This is a genomic window from Nocardia sp. NPDC055050, from assembly GCF_053608345.1.
The window spans coordinates 110,053-125,970 of record NZ_JBSGVG010000003.1 but is presented as its reverse complement, the minus strand read 5'-3'; the positions used below and the strand labels follow the sequence as shown (position 1 = coordinate 125,970).

General features: G+C 65.9%; 15 protein-coding genes. 10 read left to right on the top strand and 5 right to left on the bottom strand.

Going from position 1 to position 15,918, the window contains the following annotated elements; genetic code table 11:
- Positions 1–10: 10 nt before the first annotated feature.
- Positions 11–808 carry a thioesterase family protein gene (locus ACWGCN_RS05090; protein WP_378991788.1) on the bottom strand — a complete coding sequence of 266 codons (798 nt, stop codon included), beginning with the start codon at positions 806–808 and terminating at the stop codon, positions 11–13.
- Positions 809–895: 87 nt separating this feature from the next.
- Between ACWGCN_RS05090 and ACWGCN_RS05085 the strand changes: the two genes are divergently transcribed.
- The gene (locus ACWGCN_RS05085; protein ID WP_387444989.1) at positions 896–1,522 is read left to right on the top strand and encodes a TetR/AcrR family transcriptional regulator; all 627 of its coding nucleotides are present in this window, start codon (positions 896–898) and stop codon (positions 1,520–1,522) included.
- A 51-nt stretch (positions 1,523–1,573) separates the two neighbouring features.
- On the opposite strand, the gene ACWGCN_RS05080 is transcribed toward ACWGCN_RS05085, so the two are convergent.
- Complete coding sequence (locus ACWGCN_RS05080; protein ID WP_378991785.1) at positions 1,574–2,170, bottom strand: TetR/AcrR family transcriptional regulator; 597 nt, start codon at positions 2,168–2,170, stop codon at positions 1,574–1,576.
- Positions 2,171–2,248: 78 nt separating this feature from the next.
- On the opposite strand from ACWGCN_RS05080, the gene ACWGCN_RS05075 reads away from it, so the two are divergent.
- From ACWGCN_RS05075 to ACWGCN_RS05065, 3 genes are all read left to right on the top strand, one after another.
- Complete coding sequence (locus ACWGCN_RS05075; RefSeq protein ID WP_452457472.1) at positions 2,249–3,544, top strand: DUF3533 domain-containing protein; 1,296 nt, start codon at positions 2,249–2,251, stop codon at positions 3,542–3,544.
- A 29-nt stretch (positions 3,545–3,573) separates the two neighbouring features.
- Entirely contained in the window at positions 3,574–5,385 is a 1,812-nt protein-coding gene (locus ACWGCN_RS05070; protein WP_452457473.1) for an AMP-dependent synthetase/ligase, read from the top strand.
- A gap of 134 nt (positions 5,386–5,519) precedes the next feature.
- Complete coding sequence (locus ACWGCN_RS05065; RefSeq protein ID WP_452457474.1) at positions 5,520–6,677, top strand: fatty acid desaturase family protein; 1,158 nt, start codon at positions 5,520–5,522, stop codon at positions 6,675–6,677.
- Between the two features lie 419 nt (positions 6,678–7,096).
- On the opposite strand, the gene ACWGCN_RS05060 is transcribed toward ACWGCN_RS05065, so the two are convergent.
- Entirely contained in the window at positions 7,097–8,278 is a 1,182-nt protein-coding gene (locus ACWGCN_RS05060) for an epoxide hydrolase family protein (protein WP_452457475.1), read from the bottom strand.
- A gap of 81 nt (positions 8,279–8,359) precedes the next feature.
- Between ACWGCN_RS05060 and ACWGCN_RS05055 the strand changes: the two genes are divergently transcribed.
- From ACWGCN_RS05055 to ACWGCN_RS05040, 4 genes are all read left to right on the top strand, one after another.
- Positions 8,360–8,935 (top strand): CGNR zinc finger domain-containing protein, encoded by a 576-nt coding sequence (locus ACWGCN_RS05055; protein WP_452457476.1) that lies wholly within the window; start codon positions 8,360–8,362, stop codon positions 8,933–8,935.
- 91 nt (positions 8,936–9,026) lie between these two features.
- Complete coding sequence (locus tag ACWGCN_RS05050) at positions 9,027–10,511, top strand: FAD-dependent oxidoreductase (protein ID WP_452457477.1); 1,485 nt, start codon at positions 9,027–9,029, stop codon at positions 10,509–10,511.
- A 36-nt stretch (positions 10,512–10,547) separates the two neighbouring features.
- A complete protein-coding gene (locus tag ACWGCN_RS05045) occupies positions 10,548–10,748 on the top strand; it encodes a hypothetical protein (protein WP_452457478.1) in 201 nt (66 codons plus the stop codon).
- Positions 10,749–10,777: 29 nt separating this feature from the next.
- Positions 10,778–12,400, top strand: coding sequence for an AMP-binding protein (locus ACWGCN_RS05040; RefSeq protein ID WP_452457535.1), 1,623 nt, complete (start codon positions 10,778–10,780; stop codon positions 12,398–12,400).
- A gap of 21 nt (positions 12,401–12,421) precedes the next feature.
- On the opposite strand, the gene ACWGCN_RS05035 is transcribed toward ACWGCN_RS05040, so the two are convergent.
- A complete protein-coding gene (locus ACWGCN_RS05035; RefSeq protein ID WP_452457479.1) occupies positions 12,422–13,084 on the bottom strand; it encodes a TetR/AcrR family transcriptional regulator in 663 nt (220 codons plus the stop codon).
- Positions 13,081–13,401 carry a hypothetical protein gene (locus ACWGCN_RS05030; protein ID WP_452451104.1) on the bottom strand — a complete coding sequence of 107 codons (321 nt, stop codon included), beginning with the start codon at positions 13,399–13,401 and terminating at the stop codon, positions 13,081–13,083. Before ACWGCN_RS05030 ends, ACWGCN_RS05035 begins: the two co-directional genes overlap by 4 nt.
- A 232-nt stretch (positions 13,402–13,633) precedes the next feature.
- Between ACWGCN_RS05030 and ACWGCN_RS05025 the strand changes: the two genes are divergently transcribed.
- Together ACWGCN_RS05025 and ACWGCN_RS05020 are read left to right on the top strand one after the other, a co-directional pair.
- Entirely contained in the window at positions 13,634–14,818 is a 1,185-nt protein-coding gene (locus tag ACWGCN_RS05025; RefSeq protein ID WP_452457480.1) for an LLM class flavin-dependent oxidoreductase, read from the top strand.
- Positions 14,819–14,820: 2 nt separating this feature from the next.
- Complete coding sequence (locus ACWGCN_RS05020; RefSeq protein ID WP_378991770.1) at positions 14,821–15,897, top strand: alcohol dehydrogenase catalytic domain-containing protein; 1,077 nt, start codon at positions 14,821–14,823, stop codon at positions 15,895–15,897.
- The last annotated feature ends 21 nt before the right edge of the window (positions 15,898–15,918 follow it).

The window sequence follows — 15,918 nt, the reverse complement described above, 5'->3', positions numbered from 1 at the left end:
GCACAGGCACCTAATCCTGTGGACGGAGGGTGAGAATCTGTTCGGCAACCCCGACCGGGCCGCGAATGTCGTGCAGGACGGTACTGGTGAGTCCTTGCCCGGTGTGGCCGAAGGTGACGGTCGTGTCGAGACCGGTCCATTCGCCTTCGGGTTGCCGATAGAGATGGACCGTCAGGTCCAGGTTGGGAAACATCCACTTGGTGGGCTCCTGTCGCACCGCGATGCCGTTCGCGGTGTCGACGAGCGCGAGGTAGGAAGCCAGGGGATCGGCTGGTTCCGCGGACACCAAGTCCATCGGCGAGTGCACCCACGCGGTGGTCCGCCCGGGTTGGGGAATGCCGACCGGGCGGGTATCGAGCGAAGCGATGTAGCCGCCGGGCCACACCGAGGTCAGCGGCCAGGACGCCAATGATTCGGGGGTGGGAAGCCGCTCGGGCTCCCCACCCGCGACGCCCGCACTGTCCTGCGCGCTCAGAAACCACGCGCGGGCCGAGACGACGCTGCGCCCGGCGATGGTGACGGTCGCCTCGACCAGTTCGATGGTGCGACCCGGGCGGATGGTCCGAACGTCGATGTCGAACTCCCCGAACGCGATCCTGCCCAGGATGTCGAAACTGATCCGGCTCATGGCCAACGCTGGGCGCTGTTCGTGGGCGCGTGTTCGCTGGATCTCGTGCACGATCAGCCCGCCGAGGGGGCTGAAGTGCTGCTCGGCGGTGTCCCACGCTCCACCCGCGTGGGCAGTCGGCGCGAAGCGGTGAGCACCGACCCGGTGGAAGTAGGACGTGGGTGCGATCGTATCTCTCACATTTATCAACCTACGGGTCGAATTTTCATCCTGCAAGTCGTCTGATCGTCCTGATGGTCGGCTGTTGGTGGCAGATAGAATCATGCGATGACCGCGACCACGGACGAGAGCGTCGCGCCCGCAGGGCGTGCGGAGAGACGACGCGATCGACGCAAGGCGGAGATGATCGACGCCGCATTGCAGATCCTGTCCAGCGTCGGCTATCAGGGAATGCGATTCGAGGACGTCGCCGAACGCTCCGACATCGCGAAAGCGACTCTCTACTACTACTTTCCGAGCAAAGACGCCTTGGTCTCGGCAGCATTGGAAAAGCTGACCGCTGACGTGCTGACCCATCTCGGCGAGGCACTGGAGACTGCGGCCGAGCTCTCCTCGGCCGAACAACTGCGCTCGCTCATCGCCGAGCAGTTGCGCGTTCTGACGGTGCTCTACCCGGAAGTCGGCAAACTCTTCTCCTTTCCCGCGCCGTGGCCCGACGAGCACGGTGAATCCATCAAGACCATGCGTCGACGCCACGACCGGATCTTCCGTGCGGTCATCGATCGCGGTGTCGCGTCAGGCGAGTTCGATTGTTCGGACCCCTCCGTGGCGCTGCACTGCCTGCACGGGATCCTGAATCATGCTTCGATCTGGCTCCGGCCCACCGCGGACCCGGAGGGGCGAACGCGTGAGGCCGTTGTCGACGAATCCATGCGGCTGTTCCTGCGCGCCTGAAGCCTTGTCGGCCATCGCCTTCCAGACGTCAGGATGCGGTTCGCGGCATCGTCAGTCGGCAGCGCGGGGGAGCAGGCCCAGGGTGAGGTGGCGGACCAGGTCGTCGAGTAGCTGCTCGGAGTCGTAGTCGGCGGTGTAGCCGGAGCCGACGAAGGTGGCCAAGCCCTGGAGGGCGGCCAGGGCGGTGACGCCGAGCCGTTTCGGGTCACCTGCCACGATCTCGCCGGCGGCCTGACCATCGGCGATGAGGGTGATCGGCACCGCGAACGCCCGGTCGGCGGCCTGCTGGATATCGGCGGAGGTGGAGTTGTTTCGGCGCGCGAACATCAGCGGCAAGAGCTCGAGGTTGTCGACGGCGAATCGCAGGTAGGCGTAGGCGACGGTTTGCAGGCGTGCCGTGATGGGTCCTTCGATCACGGCTTGTTCGAAGCAGGCACCGAGGCGTTCGAGCCCGGTGACGGCCAGTGCGTCGAGCAGTGCCTGCTTGTCGCGGAAATGACGACTCGGGGCCGCATGGCTGACGCCGGTGTCGCGGGCCAGTTGACGCAGCGACAGCCCGTCCACGCCGGCCTCGCGCAGTGTCGCCTCCGCGCGCGTCAGCAGCGCGGCGCGGAGGTCTCCGTGGTGGTACGGGGTGTGCAGGGACATGGTACGAGCAGGATATCTGACGGCCACCCAATGTTTGCGTTGACTACTTTGTTGTCGCTGACTACATTGACGATTGCCATGACTGACAACACCGCGCCCACCCGCACACAGCGCAGCATGCCGATCCGCGAATGGCTGGCCCCGATCACCCTGGTCACCATCCTGGCGGCGCTCCTGGGCACCATGTACCTCGGCTATACCGCCGACCCCGAAAAGCACCTGCACGACTTCCCGATCGCCCTGGTCAACCAGGACGTCGGCGACACCGTCGGTGGCAAACCCGCCAACATCGGCGCACAGATCACCTCCGCGCTGAGCGAGAACATCCCCGCCGACAAGATCGACCTGCGCCCACTCGGCATCAACGAAGCCCAGCAACAGCTGCAGAACGGCGAGGTCTACGGCGCCATCGTCATCCCCGGCGACTTCACCAAACGCGTCGCCATCCTCGGCGCCGCCTCGATCGTCCCGGGCCAGGTCGAGCAGCCCATCATCTCCGTGCTCACCAACCCCCGGGCGGGCACCCTCGCCGCACAGATCATGAACACCGTCGCCGACCAGGCCATGACACAGGTCAACAGCACCGTCGGCACCCAACTCGCCGAACAGGTCCACACCGCGGCCGGGGCCACACCACTCAGCGGCGCCGCACAGCTACAGCTCGCCGAGCCGATCGACGTCGTCGTCACCGCCTACCACCCGCTCCCCGAAGGCACCGGCCAGGGCTTGGCGGCCTTCTTCTACACCCTGGTCCTGCTGATCGTCGGATTCAGCGGCGCGATGATGATCAATTCACTCGTCGACGCCTCACTCGGCTATGTCCCCGCCGAATACGGCCCATGGCACAAGGCCACCACCCCGGCCCCGATCAGCCGCTGGCGCACGCTGCTCATCAAATGGGGGATCGCCGCGATCAGCGCCCCACTGGCCTCCGGCGTGTTCCTCGGCGTCGGCACCCTGCTGAACATGGCGATCGAGCGCCCACTGATGCTGTTCCTCTATGGCACACTGGCCATCGCCGCCATCGCGGTCACCGCCCTGTCGGTGATGGCCGCCTTCGGTACGGCAGGCCTGATGATCAACCTCATCGTGTTCGTGGTGCTCGGAATCCCGTCATCGTCGGGCACCATCCCGCTCGAGGCGACACCGCGCTGGATCGCCGACATGGCCACGTTCGAACCCATGCACCAGATCTACCTGGCCGTACGCGCCATCCTGTTCTTCGACGGACACCTCGAAGCAGGCATGGCACAGGGTCTCTGGATGACCTGCGCGGGACTGGCGATCGGCCTGATCGTCGGCGCGGTCGCCACCAACACCTACGACCTGCGCGGCATGCTGCGACTCGGCATCGAGCACGCGCCCGCGCAGTAACTGATCAATCCATGTGGAAGGGCCCTGTGATGCATGAGTTCGAAGCCCCGGCTTCCTACACGATTCCCGAGCACGCGAACAATTCCGACAGTGTGTTCCTGCACGCCGAGCACTCGCCCCACACGGTGTTGTTCAACGTCTCCAACGGCAGCGGCGGACTCACCGATGTCACCGCGGCCGAGTTCGCCCGAACGGTCACCGACGTGGCGAAGGGTCTCATCTCCTCGGGCATCGAACCCGGTGACCGGGTAGCGATCATGGCCCCCACCCGCTACGAGTGGGTCGTGCTCGACCACGCGATCTGGGCCACCGGCGGCTGCACCGTCGCCATCTACGACAGCTCCGCCGCCGAGCAGGCCAAGTGGATCCTGCAGGACTCCGCGACGAAACTGCTCATCGTCGACAGCGACCAACACCGCCGCATCATCGAGGAGATCGACGACCGCGCCCTGCCCGACCTGCGAGAAATCCTGCAGATCGACAAAGGTGCCATCGCGGAATTGACCACGCGCGGCGCCGACCTCGACGACGCGGCCGTACACACCCGCCGAGCCGAGGTCGGCGCGAGCTCCCCGGCCACCCTGATCTACACCTCGGGCACCACCGGACGCCCCAAAGGCGTGATCCTCACCCACGGAAACCTCTACGCCGAGTCGAAATCCGACCGAATCGCGCTGGGGGAGTTCGTCACCGAGGGCAACAAGACACTGATGTTCCTGCCGCTCGCCCACGTCTTCGCGCGCGCGGTGACGCTGGCCGCGCTCGACGCCAAGGTGGTCGTCGCGTTCAGCTCCGACTGGTCCACACTCGTCGACCAGTTCGGCAGCTTCCGGCCGCATTTCATCCTGGCGGTGCCGCGAGTGTTCGAAAAGGTCTTCAACGGCGCCAAGCAGAAGGCGCACGCCGGCGGCAAGGGAAAGATCTTCGACCTGGCCACCGAGACCGCCATCGCCTGGAGCGAATCCCAGGACACCGGCGGCCCCGGAATCGTCCTCGGACTGCGCCACGCCCTGTTCGACAAACTCGTCTACCGCAAGCTGCGCCTGGCGCTCGGCGGACGATGCGAGGCGGCGGTATCCGGTGGTGGACCGCTCGGCGCGCGGCTCGGTCACTTCTTCCGCGGCGTCGGGATCCCCGTGTACGAGGGCTACGGACTCACCGAGACCACCGCGGCGATCACCGTGAACACCCCGGCCGATACCCGGGTCGGCACCGTCGGACGCCCGACCGAAGGCCACGCCGTCAAGATCGCCGACGACGGCGAACTGCTGCTACGCGGCCCTGTCGTGTTCCACGAATACTGGGGAAACCCACAGGCCACCGACGACGCCTTCGCCGACGGCTGGTTCCAGACCGGCGATCTCGGCAGCATCGACCGCGACGGCTACCTCACCATCACCGGCCGCAAGAAGGAAATCATTGTCACCGCGGGCGGAAAGAACGTCTCCCCGGGCCTGATGGAAGACTCGCTGCGCGCCCACCCGCTGATCAGCCAGGCGATGGTGGTCGGTGACGGCCGTCCGTTCGTCGGTGCCCTGATCACCCTCGACCCCGAAGCACTCCCGGCCTGGAAGCAAAGCCACAACCTGCCCGCCGACACCACGAACGAGGCTCTGATCGACAACCCGGATCTCGTCGCGGAGATCGATACGGCCCTCGCCGACACCAACAAGAAGGTGTCCCATGCCGAGGCGATCAAGAAGGTCCGCATCCTGCCCGTCGACTGGACCGAGGCCACCGGCGAACTGACACCGAAGATGTCGCTCAAGCGAGCAGAGGTCATGAAGAAGTACGCCACCGAGGTGGACAAGATCTACGAACCCGCCGCCAGTAGTCACTGACACCCATTCCGGCACTTCCGGCTGTTACGTCTAACTAAATACCGCGCACAGTACCGAACCAACCCCGTCGAGTTCGTACTCTCACCTGGACCGCGCCCGGCGCGCGGCACCGGAACAGGGGTTGAACACAGCAGATGGCTATATCTGACGTCGAGGCGTACACGCATCTCTCGCCGACCGACATCGAAGAGTTCGGGCAACGCCTGGACGCGTTGCGCAGACAGATCGAATCCAGCCTGGGTGAACGCGACGCGAAATACATCAAGACCGTCATCCGCGTTCAGCGAGCATGCGAGATAGCCGCCCGGCTCGTGCTGATCGACTCGGGTCGGAAAAGCAGTTGGTGGTGGGGGACAGGCCTGCTCACCTTGTCGAAGGTGCTCGAGAACATGGAGATCGGGCACAACGTCATGCACGGCCAGTGGGACTGGATGAACGACCCGGAAATCCACTCCACCACCTGGGAATGGGACCATTCCATGCCCGCCGCCCATTGGAAGGAAGCGCACAACTACCGCCACCACGTCTTCACCAATGTGCTCGGGCTGGACCCCGACGAAGGGTACGGGCTGCTCCGCATCACCCGTGACCGGCGCTGGCGTCCGTACCACCTGGGCAACTTCGTCTACCTCGTCCCGGTGTCACTGCTGTACGAGCTGGGTATGTGCGTGTACCACCTGGAGATCCCGCGCGTGCTGGCGGGCAAGAAGGACAAGAAGAAGTTCCGGCAGGCGCGCGACGAAATCGCCCAGAAGGCAGGCAAGCAGCTGCTCAAGGACTATGTGATCTTCCCGGCGATGACCGGTAGGAACTGGAAATCGACGATCCGCGCGAACGTCACCGCCAACCTCACCAAGAATGTGTGGGAGCAGATCATCACCTTCTGCGGACATTTCCCCGACGGCGCGGAGAAATTCACCAAGCGCGATATCGAGGGTGAGACCCGCGGCGAATGGTATCTGCGCCAATACCTGGGCAGCGCGAATATCGACGTCGGTCCCCTGATGCGCATCCTTTCCGGCACGCTCAGTCACCAAATCGAACACCACCTGTTCCCGGACCTGCCGAGCAACCGGCTGCCCGAAATTCAGCGTGAAGTGCGCAAGCTCGCGGCCGAATATCGCCTGCCGTACACCACCGGCAGCCTGGTCCGTCAGTACGCGCTGACCCTGCGCACCATCGCCAAACTGTCGTTGCCCGATAAGTACCTCACCGCCGACGCCGACAACGCACCGGAAACCAGCTCCGAAAAGGCCACCGAATCGCGCCGACTCACCCCCGTTCTGGTCTGATTCTCCTTGGCGCACCGCATCACGGCGAAAGGCGATGCGGCGCGCCATCCAGGCACCTTCAATGGTTTCGTCACTGTGACGAAATAGAGGGCGGGGAAGTGGGAGGGGGAGTGCCGGGCTTTGGGCAGCCGACTCGGTTTGCCGAGGATGCGGGCCCAGAGTCGCCGATGAGCACATTCAGGGCGAACAGTCATGAATCGGCCGAACCGAGAATTGTCCGGATTCGTCAGCTTTCCTTCGATGTCCCAAAATGTGGCTGATCGAGCTCGCAAGTACCGAAGCGTCGGCGCACGCGCGGCAATGCAGAGAAGCGACAGTGAGCGCCTGTCAGCATGTGATGCAACTAGGCGTGCACCGCAAAGCAACTGCAAAAACCCCTTCCGACAGGCCGCCTTCAAACGCCGATAATGCACATTATGTCAAGTAGTCACTACCCTGGCGGCCAGCACAGCTGCGAGACCTTCCCGCAGGTCCTTGACGAAGTACTCGGGAACCTCCAGCGACGGGAAATGTCCCCCGCTGTCGGGCGATCCCCATCGGACGATCTGCCGGTACCGCTCTTGCGCCCAGACCCGCGGGCACTTGTCGACGTCACGTGGATACATGGTGATTGCCGATGGAACGTCGACACGAAGTTCGGGGTCGAGCGAGTTGTGGCTTTCGTAGTAGATACGAGCGGCCGATGCGCCGGTCCGCGTGAGCCAGTACAGCGTGACGTTGTCGAGAACCCGGTCAATGGAAATCGTCTCGAACGGGCTGTCTTCGGTGTCTGTCCACTCGGCGAACTTGTCGAGGATCCAGGCCAGGAGTCCGACCGGTGAGTCGACGAGCGAGTAGCCGATGGTCTGCGGTCGCGTCGCCTGCTGCTTCGCGTATGCCGCGCGGTGCCGCCAGAAATCGCGAGTCTCCTCGGTCCAGGTGCGCTCGGCGGCTGTCAGCCCGTCCGTCGTCAACCCGGGCGGTGCCTCGGCGAACGTCGAGTGGATGCCGAGAACGTGCGCCGGGAATCTGCCACCGAGAACCGTGGTGATATTGCCTCCCCAGTCGCCGCCGTGAGCCAGGAACCTGTTGTAGCCGAGCCTTGTCATCAGCTCCACCCAGGCGGCCGCGATCTTCTCGGTCCCCCAGCCTGTGGTGGCCGGTTTGTCGCTGTAACCGAACCCGGGCAGCGAGGGAACGACAACGTGGAACGCCGGCGCGTCCGCGTCCTGCGGATCCGCCAACTCGTCTACTACATCGGTGAACTCGGCGATGCTGCCCGGCCAGCCGTGCGTCATGATCAGCGCGGTGGCATCGGCGCGCGTGGATCGGCGGTGCAGGAAGTGGATTTCCAGACCGTCGATGGTTGTGCGGAACTGGCCGATCCGGGTGAGGCGCTCTTCGAACGAACGCCAGTTGTATTCGGTGCGCCAGTAGTGCACGACCTCGACGAGGTCGGCGAGCGGAACCCCCTGCTCCCATCGGCGCGGGTCGGGCGCGGCGCGATAGACAGTCTCGGGCTCCGGTAGTCGTGCCGCGGCCAGTCGTGCGCGCAGATCGTCGAGGTCGGTGTCGGGTGCGTGGGCTTCGAATGCTTGGACGTCGCTGATCGGATTGGGCACGAGACCTCCTGCGATTGGTGAACCGTCTTAGACGGTTCTAACATGACGATATGTGAGCGCGCAACCAGCTAAGGTGGTTCCATGCATGCTGAGTTCCCCGACTTCCGCCTCGGCACTGTGCTGGCGACCAGCTTCACGGCGACGCTGACGGAGCGCTCCGGCGACGCTGTAGAGCGCATCCCGACGCCGCAGCGGCTCGTCGACTGGCTGACGGTGAGCGGCCTGGCCGTGAATTCCTGCACCACCGCCCAGCTCGCACTCGCACGGGAATTGAGGGAGGCCATTCACCTCGCCGCGACCGCGACCGCGATGCACGACACTCCCCCGGCCTCTGCAGTCCGAGTCATCAACGACCGCAGCATTCAGGGCCGCGCGTCAGCGGTCCTGACGCCCGAGGGCGATCGGCACTGGCGACTCAACTCGGATTCCCGCGTCGACGACGCGCTGGGTGTCATCGCCGCCGACGCGATCAGCATCCTCGCCGGCGAGCGCGACGGAAAATTGGCGTTGTGCGCATCGCCGACCTGTCGAGCCGCCTTCTTCGACACCAGCCAGAGCCGCACCCGCAAATGGTGCGACATGAACACGTGCGGGAATCGTCAGAAGAAGGCGCGCTTCAATGATCGGAAAGCAGGATTACCCGTAGCGAACAGGTAATCAGCAGGCGGTCTCCCGGTGGATGGACACTCCCCCGTCCGACGTGCGCGAGAACTCCTTAGCGTGCGCAGCACAGCGGATGGGAGTTGTCATGAGCACACACACTTCGGTAGCGCCCGTCGATGCGGGCGATGTCGGGCAGGTCGACTACGAAACCGATGTTCTGATCATTGGTTACGGGTGCGCGGGTGCGGCAGCGGCGCTCGAGTCGTTTGCCGCGGGCGCCGATGTCATCGTGCTGGAGAAGCTGAGTGGTGGCGGCGGGTCGTCCGCGCTGTCCGGTGGCGAGATGTATCTGGGCGGCGGCACCGAGATCCAGCGGGCCTGCGGGTTCGACGACACCGCGCAGGATATGGAAGCCTTCCTGCTGGCCGCGCTGGGACCGGACGCCGACCGGGAGAAGGTCGGCCTCTACAGCCGGGAGAGCGCACGGCACTTCCAGTGGCTCGTCGACCACGGCGTCCCGTTCAAACCCTCGTTGTGGGACTCCCCCACCTGGGTGCCGCCCACCGATGACGGCCTCATGTGGATGGGCGAAAAGGCTTGGCCCTTCGCTGATCTCGCGAAGCCGTCGCCGCGTGGGCACCGGGTCACCTCCGACGGTTTCGGTGGCAAGGTGCTGATGCAGAAGCTGTTCGAGGCCGTCGCCGCGACCGCGGTGGCAGTGCACACCGACACCAACGCGATCCGGCTCGTCACCGAAGCCGGACGTGTGGTCGGTGTCGTGGCGAAGCAGTACGGCCGGTACTACACCTACCGTGCTCGACGTGGCGTCGTCTTGACCACGGGCGGGTTCGCCGACAATGCCGCGATGGTGGCTCAGCACGCACCGCAACTGGTCGGGCTCGGTGTCAACAGTGACGGCGGTGACGACGGGCGCGGCATCGTGATGGCACAGGCTGTGGGCGCCGCGGTGCGGCACATGTCCGCCGCACAGGTGGGGATCTCGCTGATTCCGGGGATGATGGTGCGCGGCATGATCGTCGACGACATCGGCAGGCGCTTCATCAACGAGGATGTCTATCCCGGGCTGGTCGGCCAGGCCGCCTTGTTCAAGCACGGCCTGAAGGTGTGGGTGATCCTGGACGAGCAGGCATACGAGGAAGTGCCGGAGAACGAACGGTGGGGCGTGCAACCGCATTTCGTGGCCGAGACTCTCGACGACCTCGAACAGCAGATCGGCATGCCGCCCGGCGCGCTGGCGACGACGGTCGCCGAATACAACCGGCACGCCGCCGATGGGCAGGACCCCTACTTCCACAAGGCGGCGCACTGGCTGCGGCCGCTGCGGGCACCGTTCGCCGCGATCGACGTCCAGCGCGGCATCGCCCCGCCCGAGTACGGCGAAGCGGGCCGTGGCGGAGCTGAGGTGTTCACCATCGGTGGACTGCACACCACGGTCGACGGCCGAGTACTCGACTTGGACGGCGCACCGATCCCGGGTCTGTTCGCCGCGGGCAGGGCAACGTCGGGCCTGCATTCGTGGGGCTACATCAGCGGCACGTCGCTCGGTGACGGCACCTTCTTCGGTCGCCGCGCCGGTGTCGCCGCGGCCACGCCGCCGGCTGCGTCCTGAACCGAGTCGGCGGCTACCGAAACAGGGAGTCTCACCATGGCGATCGTCGAGCCGGGCAGTACCTGGGCGCCGTTCGGGCAGCGCTTGGCCACCACCACGAACGAGCGGCACCGCACGGTGCTCGGAATGGCACGCCGCAGCAACGTGCTCGAATCCGAGTTGGATCGGCTGGTTGTCGATGATCATTGTGTGGTGAACGAGGGTTTCCTGAAACTGATCTACGCGGGGTCGGAGTGACGGGCGCGCGCCGGGCGGACATCGCGACCATGCTGCTCGACCGGCTCGGCGACCAGCGGCTCGGCCTGCGCACCCGCGACGCCGAGTGGAGCTGGGATGCGGTGGTCCGGGAGTCGGCTGCCCGTGCGGAGCTTGCCCGCACGCTGCGCCGCGACGGCCCGTTCCATATCGGGGTGCTGTTGGACAATGTGCCCGATTTCGTCTTCTGGCTGGGCGCGGCGGCTTTGGCGGGTGCGACGGTGGCGGGTCTCAATCCGACCCGGGGCGACGCCCAATTGGCTGCCGATATCGGGTATGTCGACTGTCAGTTGATCGTCACCGATGCCGCGGGGATGGCGCGGCTGCGGCAGCTGGATCTCGATCTGGCCGAGGATCGGTTCCTGCTGGTCGATGATCCAGGCTATGGCGCCCGGATCGATGCCTGCCGGGTGCCGCCTGCGGCGGTGGGTGGGCCGGACTCGTTGCTGCTGTTGCTGTTCACGTCCGGCACCACCGGTGCGTCGAAGGCGGTGCGGTGCACTCAGCGCCGTCTGTCGGTGGTTGCCTACGCGGCGACGGCGAAGTTCGGGCATGTGCGCGAGGACGTGGACTACTGCTGTATGCCGCTGTTTCACGGCAATGCGATCATGGCGTTGTGGGCGCCTGCGTTGTCGGTCGGTGCGACGGTCTGCCTGACGCCGAAATTCTCTGCGTCGCAGTTCCTTCCGGATGTTCGGTACTTCGGGGCGACCTTTTTCACCTATGTCGGCAAGGCGCTGGGGTATCTGCTGGCCACGCCCGAAACCGTAACGGATTCCGACAATTCGCTGGTGCGCGGATTCGGTACCGAGGCGTCGGTGGCCGATCAGGACGAGTTCCGGCGCCGTTTCGACGCGCAGCTGTTCGAGGGGTACGGCTCCAGCGAGGGCCCGAGCCTGGCGGCCCTGGATCCGGCCGCGCCGCCCGCTGCGCTCGGCAGGCCGGCGCATCCCGGTGTGGCGGTGGTGAATCCTGATTCGTTGCGGGAGTGCGCACGGGCCGAGCTCGACGAGTACGGCCGGGTACTCAACCCTGATGAGGCCATCGGGGAGATGATCGACAAGGCCGGTGCGCTCGCGTTCGAGGGCTACTACAAGAACGAGGTCGCCGACGCCGACCGTCTGCGCAACGGCTGGTATTGGACCGGGGATCTGGGCTATATCGACACCGGCGGATTCCTGTACTTCGCCGGTCGCAAGGGCGACTGGATCCGGGTGGACGGCGAGAACACCTCGGCACTGATGGTCGAGCAGGTTCTGCGCCGCCATCCCGCTGTCATCGCCGCCGCCGTGTTCGGGGTGCCCGATCCGCGTTCGGGCGATCAGGTGATGGCCGCCGTCGAGGTCGCCGATCCGGGTGGTTTCGATGTCGACGCGTTCACCGAATTCCTCTGTGCGCAATCCGATCTCGGCGGCAAAGGTCTCCCCCGGCTGCTGCGCGTCTCGGCGAATCTTCCGGTGACGGGGTCGAACAAGGTGCTCAAACGCGAACTGCAAGAGCAGGCGTGGCGCACCGATGAACCGGTGTACCGGTGGGTGGGGCGTGGCCGACCGGTCTACGGGCGCATGACCGAGGCGGACCGGCGGTCGGTGGAGTCGGAGTTCGCCGCGTACGGCAGGCAGCGCATGCTGTGACCAGCTCGTGCCTGCGAGACCTCAGGTGAGTAGCCGGATCAGGCCGCCTGCCAGGTAGGTCACCTGGTCGTCGAAGAAGTGGACCAGGTCGTCGGCGCTGGGGATCGCGTCGCGGCGGTGGTTCCATTCCTCGGCTCGGCTCAGTGCCTGGAGGAAGACCATGAGCGCGGTGGCCCAGCGCTGTTCGAGCCGGATGGGGTCGGTGTCGGGAAAGGTGCGCCGGACCTGGTGCAGCAGGACCGCGCGCAGGTCTTGTTCGGCGGCGTCGAGCGCGGGGTGGTTCTGTGCCGACATCTGGGCGACGATAGCGATCCAGCGCAGGCCGCGCGTGCGGTGGCGCGAGAGCAGTTCCCGGTACGGGTCGGTGACGGCGCCGACGAGTTCGTCGACGGTCGGCGCGTGCTCGCGGTCGGCGAGCGCGTCGACGTTGGCGCGGATGCGGTCGCGCACACCGGCTCCCAGGTCCAGCAGCACCGCGGCCAGCAGGTCGTCTTTCGTGCCGAAGTGGTAGTTGACCGAGGCGGGGCCCAGCCCGGCGGCGGCGTTGACTGCGCGGACCGAGACCGCGTCGACGCCGTGTGTGGCGAAGAGTCGCTCTGCGGTCTTCACCAAACGCGTGCGCGTCGCGTTTCCCTGGCGATTGGCGACCGGAGTGGTCGGATTCGTGTCGACTGTGCCGCTCATAGGGTCTGCCAGCGGCAGTGCGCGCGGACGCTCAGGCCGGACTCGTCGAACCAGCCCTGGGCCAGGGCGTAGTCGAGCATGGCGGTGAATCGTTCCCGCCAGGTCAGGTCGGTGCCGAAGTGGTCGCCGAGTTCGTCTTCGAGGCGCTGCGTGCTCAGCCACACGTGGGTGCCGTCGAATTCGCCCCAGCCGAGGAGTACATCGTGGAGGCGCACTGTTTCGGGTGTCGCGTGGACGAGTACCGACAGCGAGTCGAAGTCGGTGGACTGGGCCAGCGTGACCGGTGGCTTCCGCCGCGGATCGATGTCGAGAAACATGGTCGGACTCCTCGCGAATCGGCGCCGGTGACCGCCGGGAAAATTGGATCAACTGATCCAATCATCGACATCTGACACGGCCGGTGTCAACAGTCGGATCGGTTGCTTCTTCGGTGAATCGCAGCATTTCCCGCTGATCGGGAGAAGCACTTCTGGATCAGTTGATCCAAGTCGAAGCTGAGGACGACGCCGTGAGCCCGCTCACCGCACCGTTTCGACGAGGAGACGCACCATGTGGAGCCCCAGTTCGATCAGATTCGGTGCCTTTCTGGCTCCCTATCACCCGCTCGACGCCGACCCAGCCCTGCAGCTGCGTCGCGACATCGACCTGATGGAGCACCTCGACCATCTCGGATTCGATGAGGCGTGGATGGGCGAGCACCATTCCACCGGCGCCGAGATCGTGCCCGCGCCGGACCTGTTCATCGCCGCGGCGGCCGAACGCACCCACCGCATCCGGTTCGGTACCGGGGTGGTGTCGCTGCCCTACCATCACCCGCTGGTCACCGTCGACCGCATCACCCAACTCGACCTGCAGACCCGCGGCCGGGTCATCTTCGGCACGGGGCCGGGCAAGATCCCCCTCGACGCGCACATGATGGGCATCAACCCGTCCGATCAGCGCCGTCGCCAGGGCGAAGCACTCGAGGCGATCCTGGGGCTGCTTCGTGGCGATGTCGTCGATATGCGGACCGACTGGTTCACCCTGCGCGATGCACGGGCCCAGCTGCCCACCTACGACCCGGCCGGTATCGAGGTGGCCACCGCGTCCACCATCTCCCCGAACGGATCGGTCCTGGCGGGAACGCACGGACTGTCATTGCTGTCACTGGCCGCGGGTTCGCCGACCGGTTTCGCGGCGCTGGACCGCAATTGGGGCGTCTACGAGAAGACCTGTGCCGAGCACGGTCATCTCGCCGATCGGGCGAACTGGCGGCTGGTCACCCCGATGTTCTTGGCCGAATCGCGCGCCGATGCCGAACGCGCGGTCTCGCGGCGCATCGGGTCCATGGCTGCTTACGTCAACCGCCAGACCGGGCAGCGCCCGGACTGGGCGCGGACCTCTCACGGGATCGTCGAGCAGTGGCGCAACGACACGCTCGGTGAGTTCGGGCAGGCCGTCATCGGCACACCGGACGAGGCCATCGCGCAGATCCAGCGGTTGATCGACAAGACCGGCGGATTCGGCACGTTGCTGATCCTGCACGTGGACATGGCCGATTGGGAGGACACCAAACGCAGCTACGACCTGTTCGCCTCCGAGGTCGTCCCGCACTTCAAGAATCGCAATGCCGGACGCCGGGCCAGCCTCCAGTTCGCCGAGGATCACCGCGAGTTGCTGATCGGGCAGTTGGTCACCGCGATCACCGAGGCCACCACCGACTACTACGGCGCCGACGCCGTGACGGGAGCGTGAGGATGCGCGCCGTGCGATTCCTCGACGGAGAATTCACCGTCGGCGAGGTACCCGAACTGCCCGAGACCGGTCCCGGCCAGGTTCGCATCGCGGTGGCTGCCTGCGGAATCTGCGGCAGTGACCTGTCGGTGTCCAAGGATGCGTGCCGCTTCGTCGAAGTCGCCGAGGCGGGCGGGTACCCGCTGGCCGCGTTCGACACCGAACGACCGGTGGTGCTCGGGCACGAGTACGCCGGGGTGATCACCGAGCTCGGTGCCGGGGTCACCGATTTCGCGGTGGGCGACCGGGTGGCGGGTATCGGCTTGGCCACCGATGCCGCGACCGGTATCCCGACGATCATCGGCTACTCCAACACCTACCACGGGGCGTTCGGTGAGGCGATCATCGTCGATGCCTGCTGGGTGCGCGCAGTCCCCGACGACCTGCGACTGGACCATGCGACCCTCGCCGAGCCCCTGCACGTGGGTGAGATGCACGTCCAGCAGTCGGGGCTCACCGCCGCGGATTCGGCGCTGGTGATCGGCTGTGGGACCATCGGTTTGGGCGCCGTCGTCGCGGCCAAGGCTCGTGGCGCGAGGATGGTGATCGCCTCCGAGCCCTCGCCTCGGCGCCGGGAACTGGCGACGCTCATGGGCGCCGACATCGTCGTCGATCCGACCGAGCAGAATCCCATCGAGGTGTGGAACGCCCTGGTCGCCGACGCCGGCTCCGTTGTCGGTGCGGCCGCGAACGGAATCCTGATCGCCTACGAATGCAGTGGGCGTGCCGGGATACTGAACGAGCTCACCCATCAGATGCCGTTCAATTCGCGGATCCAGGTGCTCGCCGCCGGATTCACGGCCGAAACCATCACCCCGGTCGTGCCCCAATTCCGGCGCATCGCCGTCAATTTCGGTCACGGGCCCTACCAGGACGCCTATGACATCACGCTGCGGCGGCTGGCGGCCGGGTCGATCGACGCGGAGGCGATCATCACCGCGCGCGTGGATCTCGGCGGTGTCGCGGACGCGTTCACGACCCTGCGTAGCCCACAGGATCACGTGAAAATCATCGTCCGGCCCGGTCTTTCCGCGGACTGACCCCCACCGTACGCGGGCAGA

Excerpts from the sequence above, each read along its gene's own strand:
- ACWGCN_RS05085 (WP_387444989.1), top strand. The coding sequence starts at position 896 with ATGACCGCGACCACGGACGAGAGCGTCGCGCCCGCAGGGCGTGCGGAG.
- ACWGCN_RS05080 (WP_378991785.1), bottom strand. The coding sequence starts at position 2,170 with ATGTCCCTGCACACCCCGTACCACCACGGAGACCTCCGCGCCGCGCTG.
- ACWGCN_RS05075 (WP_452457472.1), top strand. The coding sequence starts at position 2,249 with ATGACTGACAACACCGCGCCCACCCGCACACAGCGCAGCATGCCGATC.
- ACWGCN_RS05070 (WP_452457473.1), top strand. The coding sequence starts at position 3,574 with ATGCATGAGTTCGAAGCCCCGGCTTCCTACACGATTCCCGAGCACGCG.
- ACWGCN_RS05065 (WP_452457474.1), top strand. The coding sequence starts at position 5,520 with ATGGCTATATCTGACGTCGAGGCGTACACGCATCTCTCGCCGACCGAC.
- ACWGCN_RS05055 (WP_452457476.1), top strand. The coding sequence starts at position 8,360 with ATGCATGCTGAGTTCCCCGACTTCCGCCTCGGCACTGTGCTGGCGACC.
- ACWGCN_RS05050 (WP_452457477.1), top strand. The coding sequence starts at position 9,027 with ATGAGCACACACACTTCGGTAGCGCCCGTCGATGCGGGCGATGTCGGG.
- ACWGCN_RS05045 (WP_452457478.1), top strand. The coding sequence starts at position 10,548 with ATGGCGATCGTCGAGCCGGGCAGTACCTGGGCGCCGTTCGGGCAGCGC.
- ACWGCN_RS05040 (WP_452457535.1), top strand. The coding sequence starts at position 10,778 with ATGCTGCTCGACCGGCTCGGCGACCAGCGGCTCGGCCTGCGCACCCGC.
- ACWGCN_RS05035 (WP_452457479.1), bottom strand. The coding sequence starts at position 13,084 with ATGAGCGGCACAGTCGACACGAATCCGACCACTCCGGTCGCCAATCGC.
- ACWGCN_RS05030 (WP_452451104.1), bottom strand. The coding sequence starts at position 13,401 with ATGTTTCTCGACATCGATCCGCGGCGGAAGCCACCGGTCACGCTGGCC.
- ACWGCN_RS05025 (WP_452457480.1), top strand. The coding sequence starts at position 13,634 with ATGTGGAGCCCCAGTTCGATCAGATTCGGTGCCTTTCTGGCTCCCTAT.
- ACWGCN_RS05020 (WP_378991770.1), top strand. The coding sequence starts at position 14,821 with ATGCGCGCCGTGCGATTCCTCGACGGAGAATTCACCGTCGGCGAGGTA.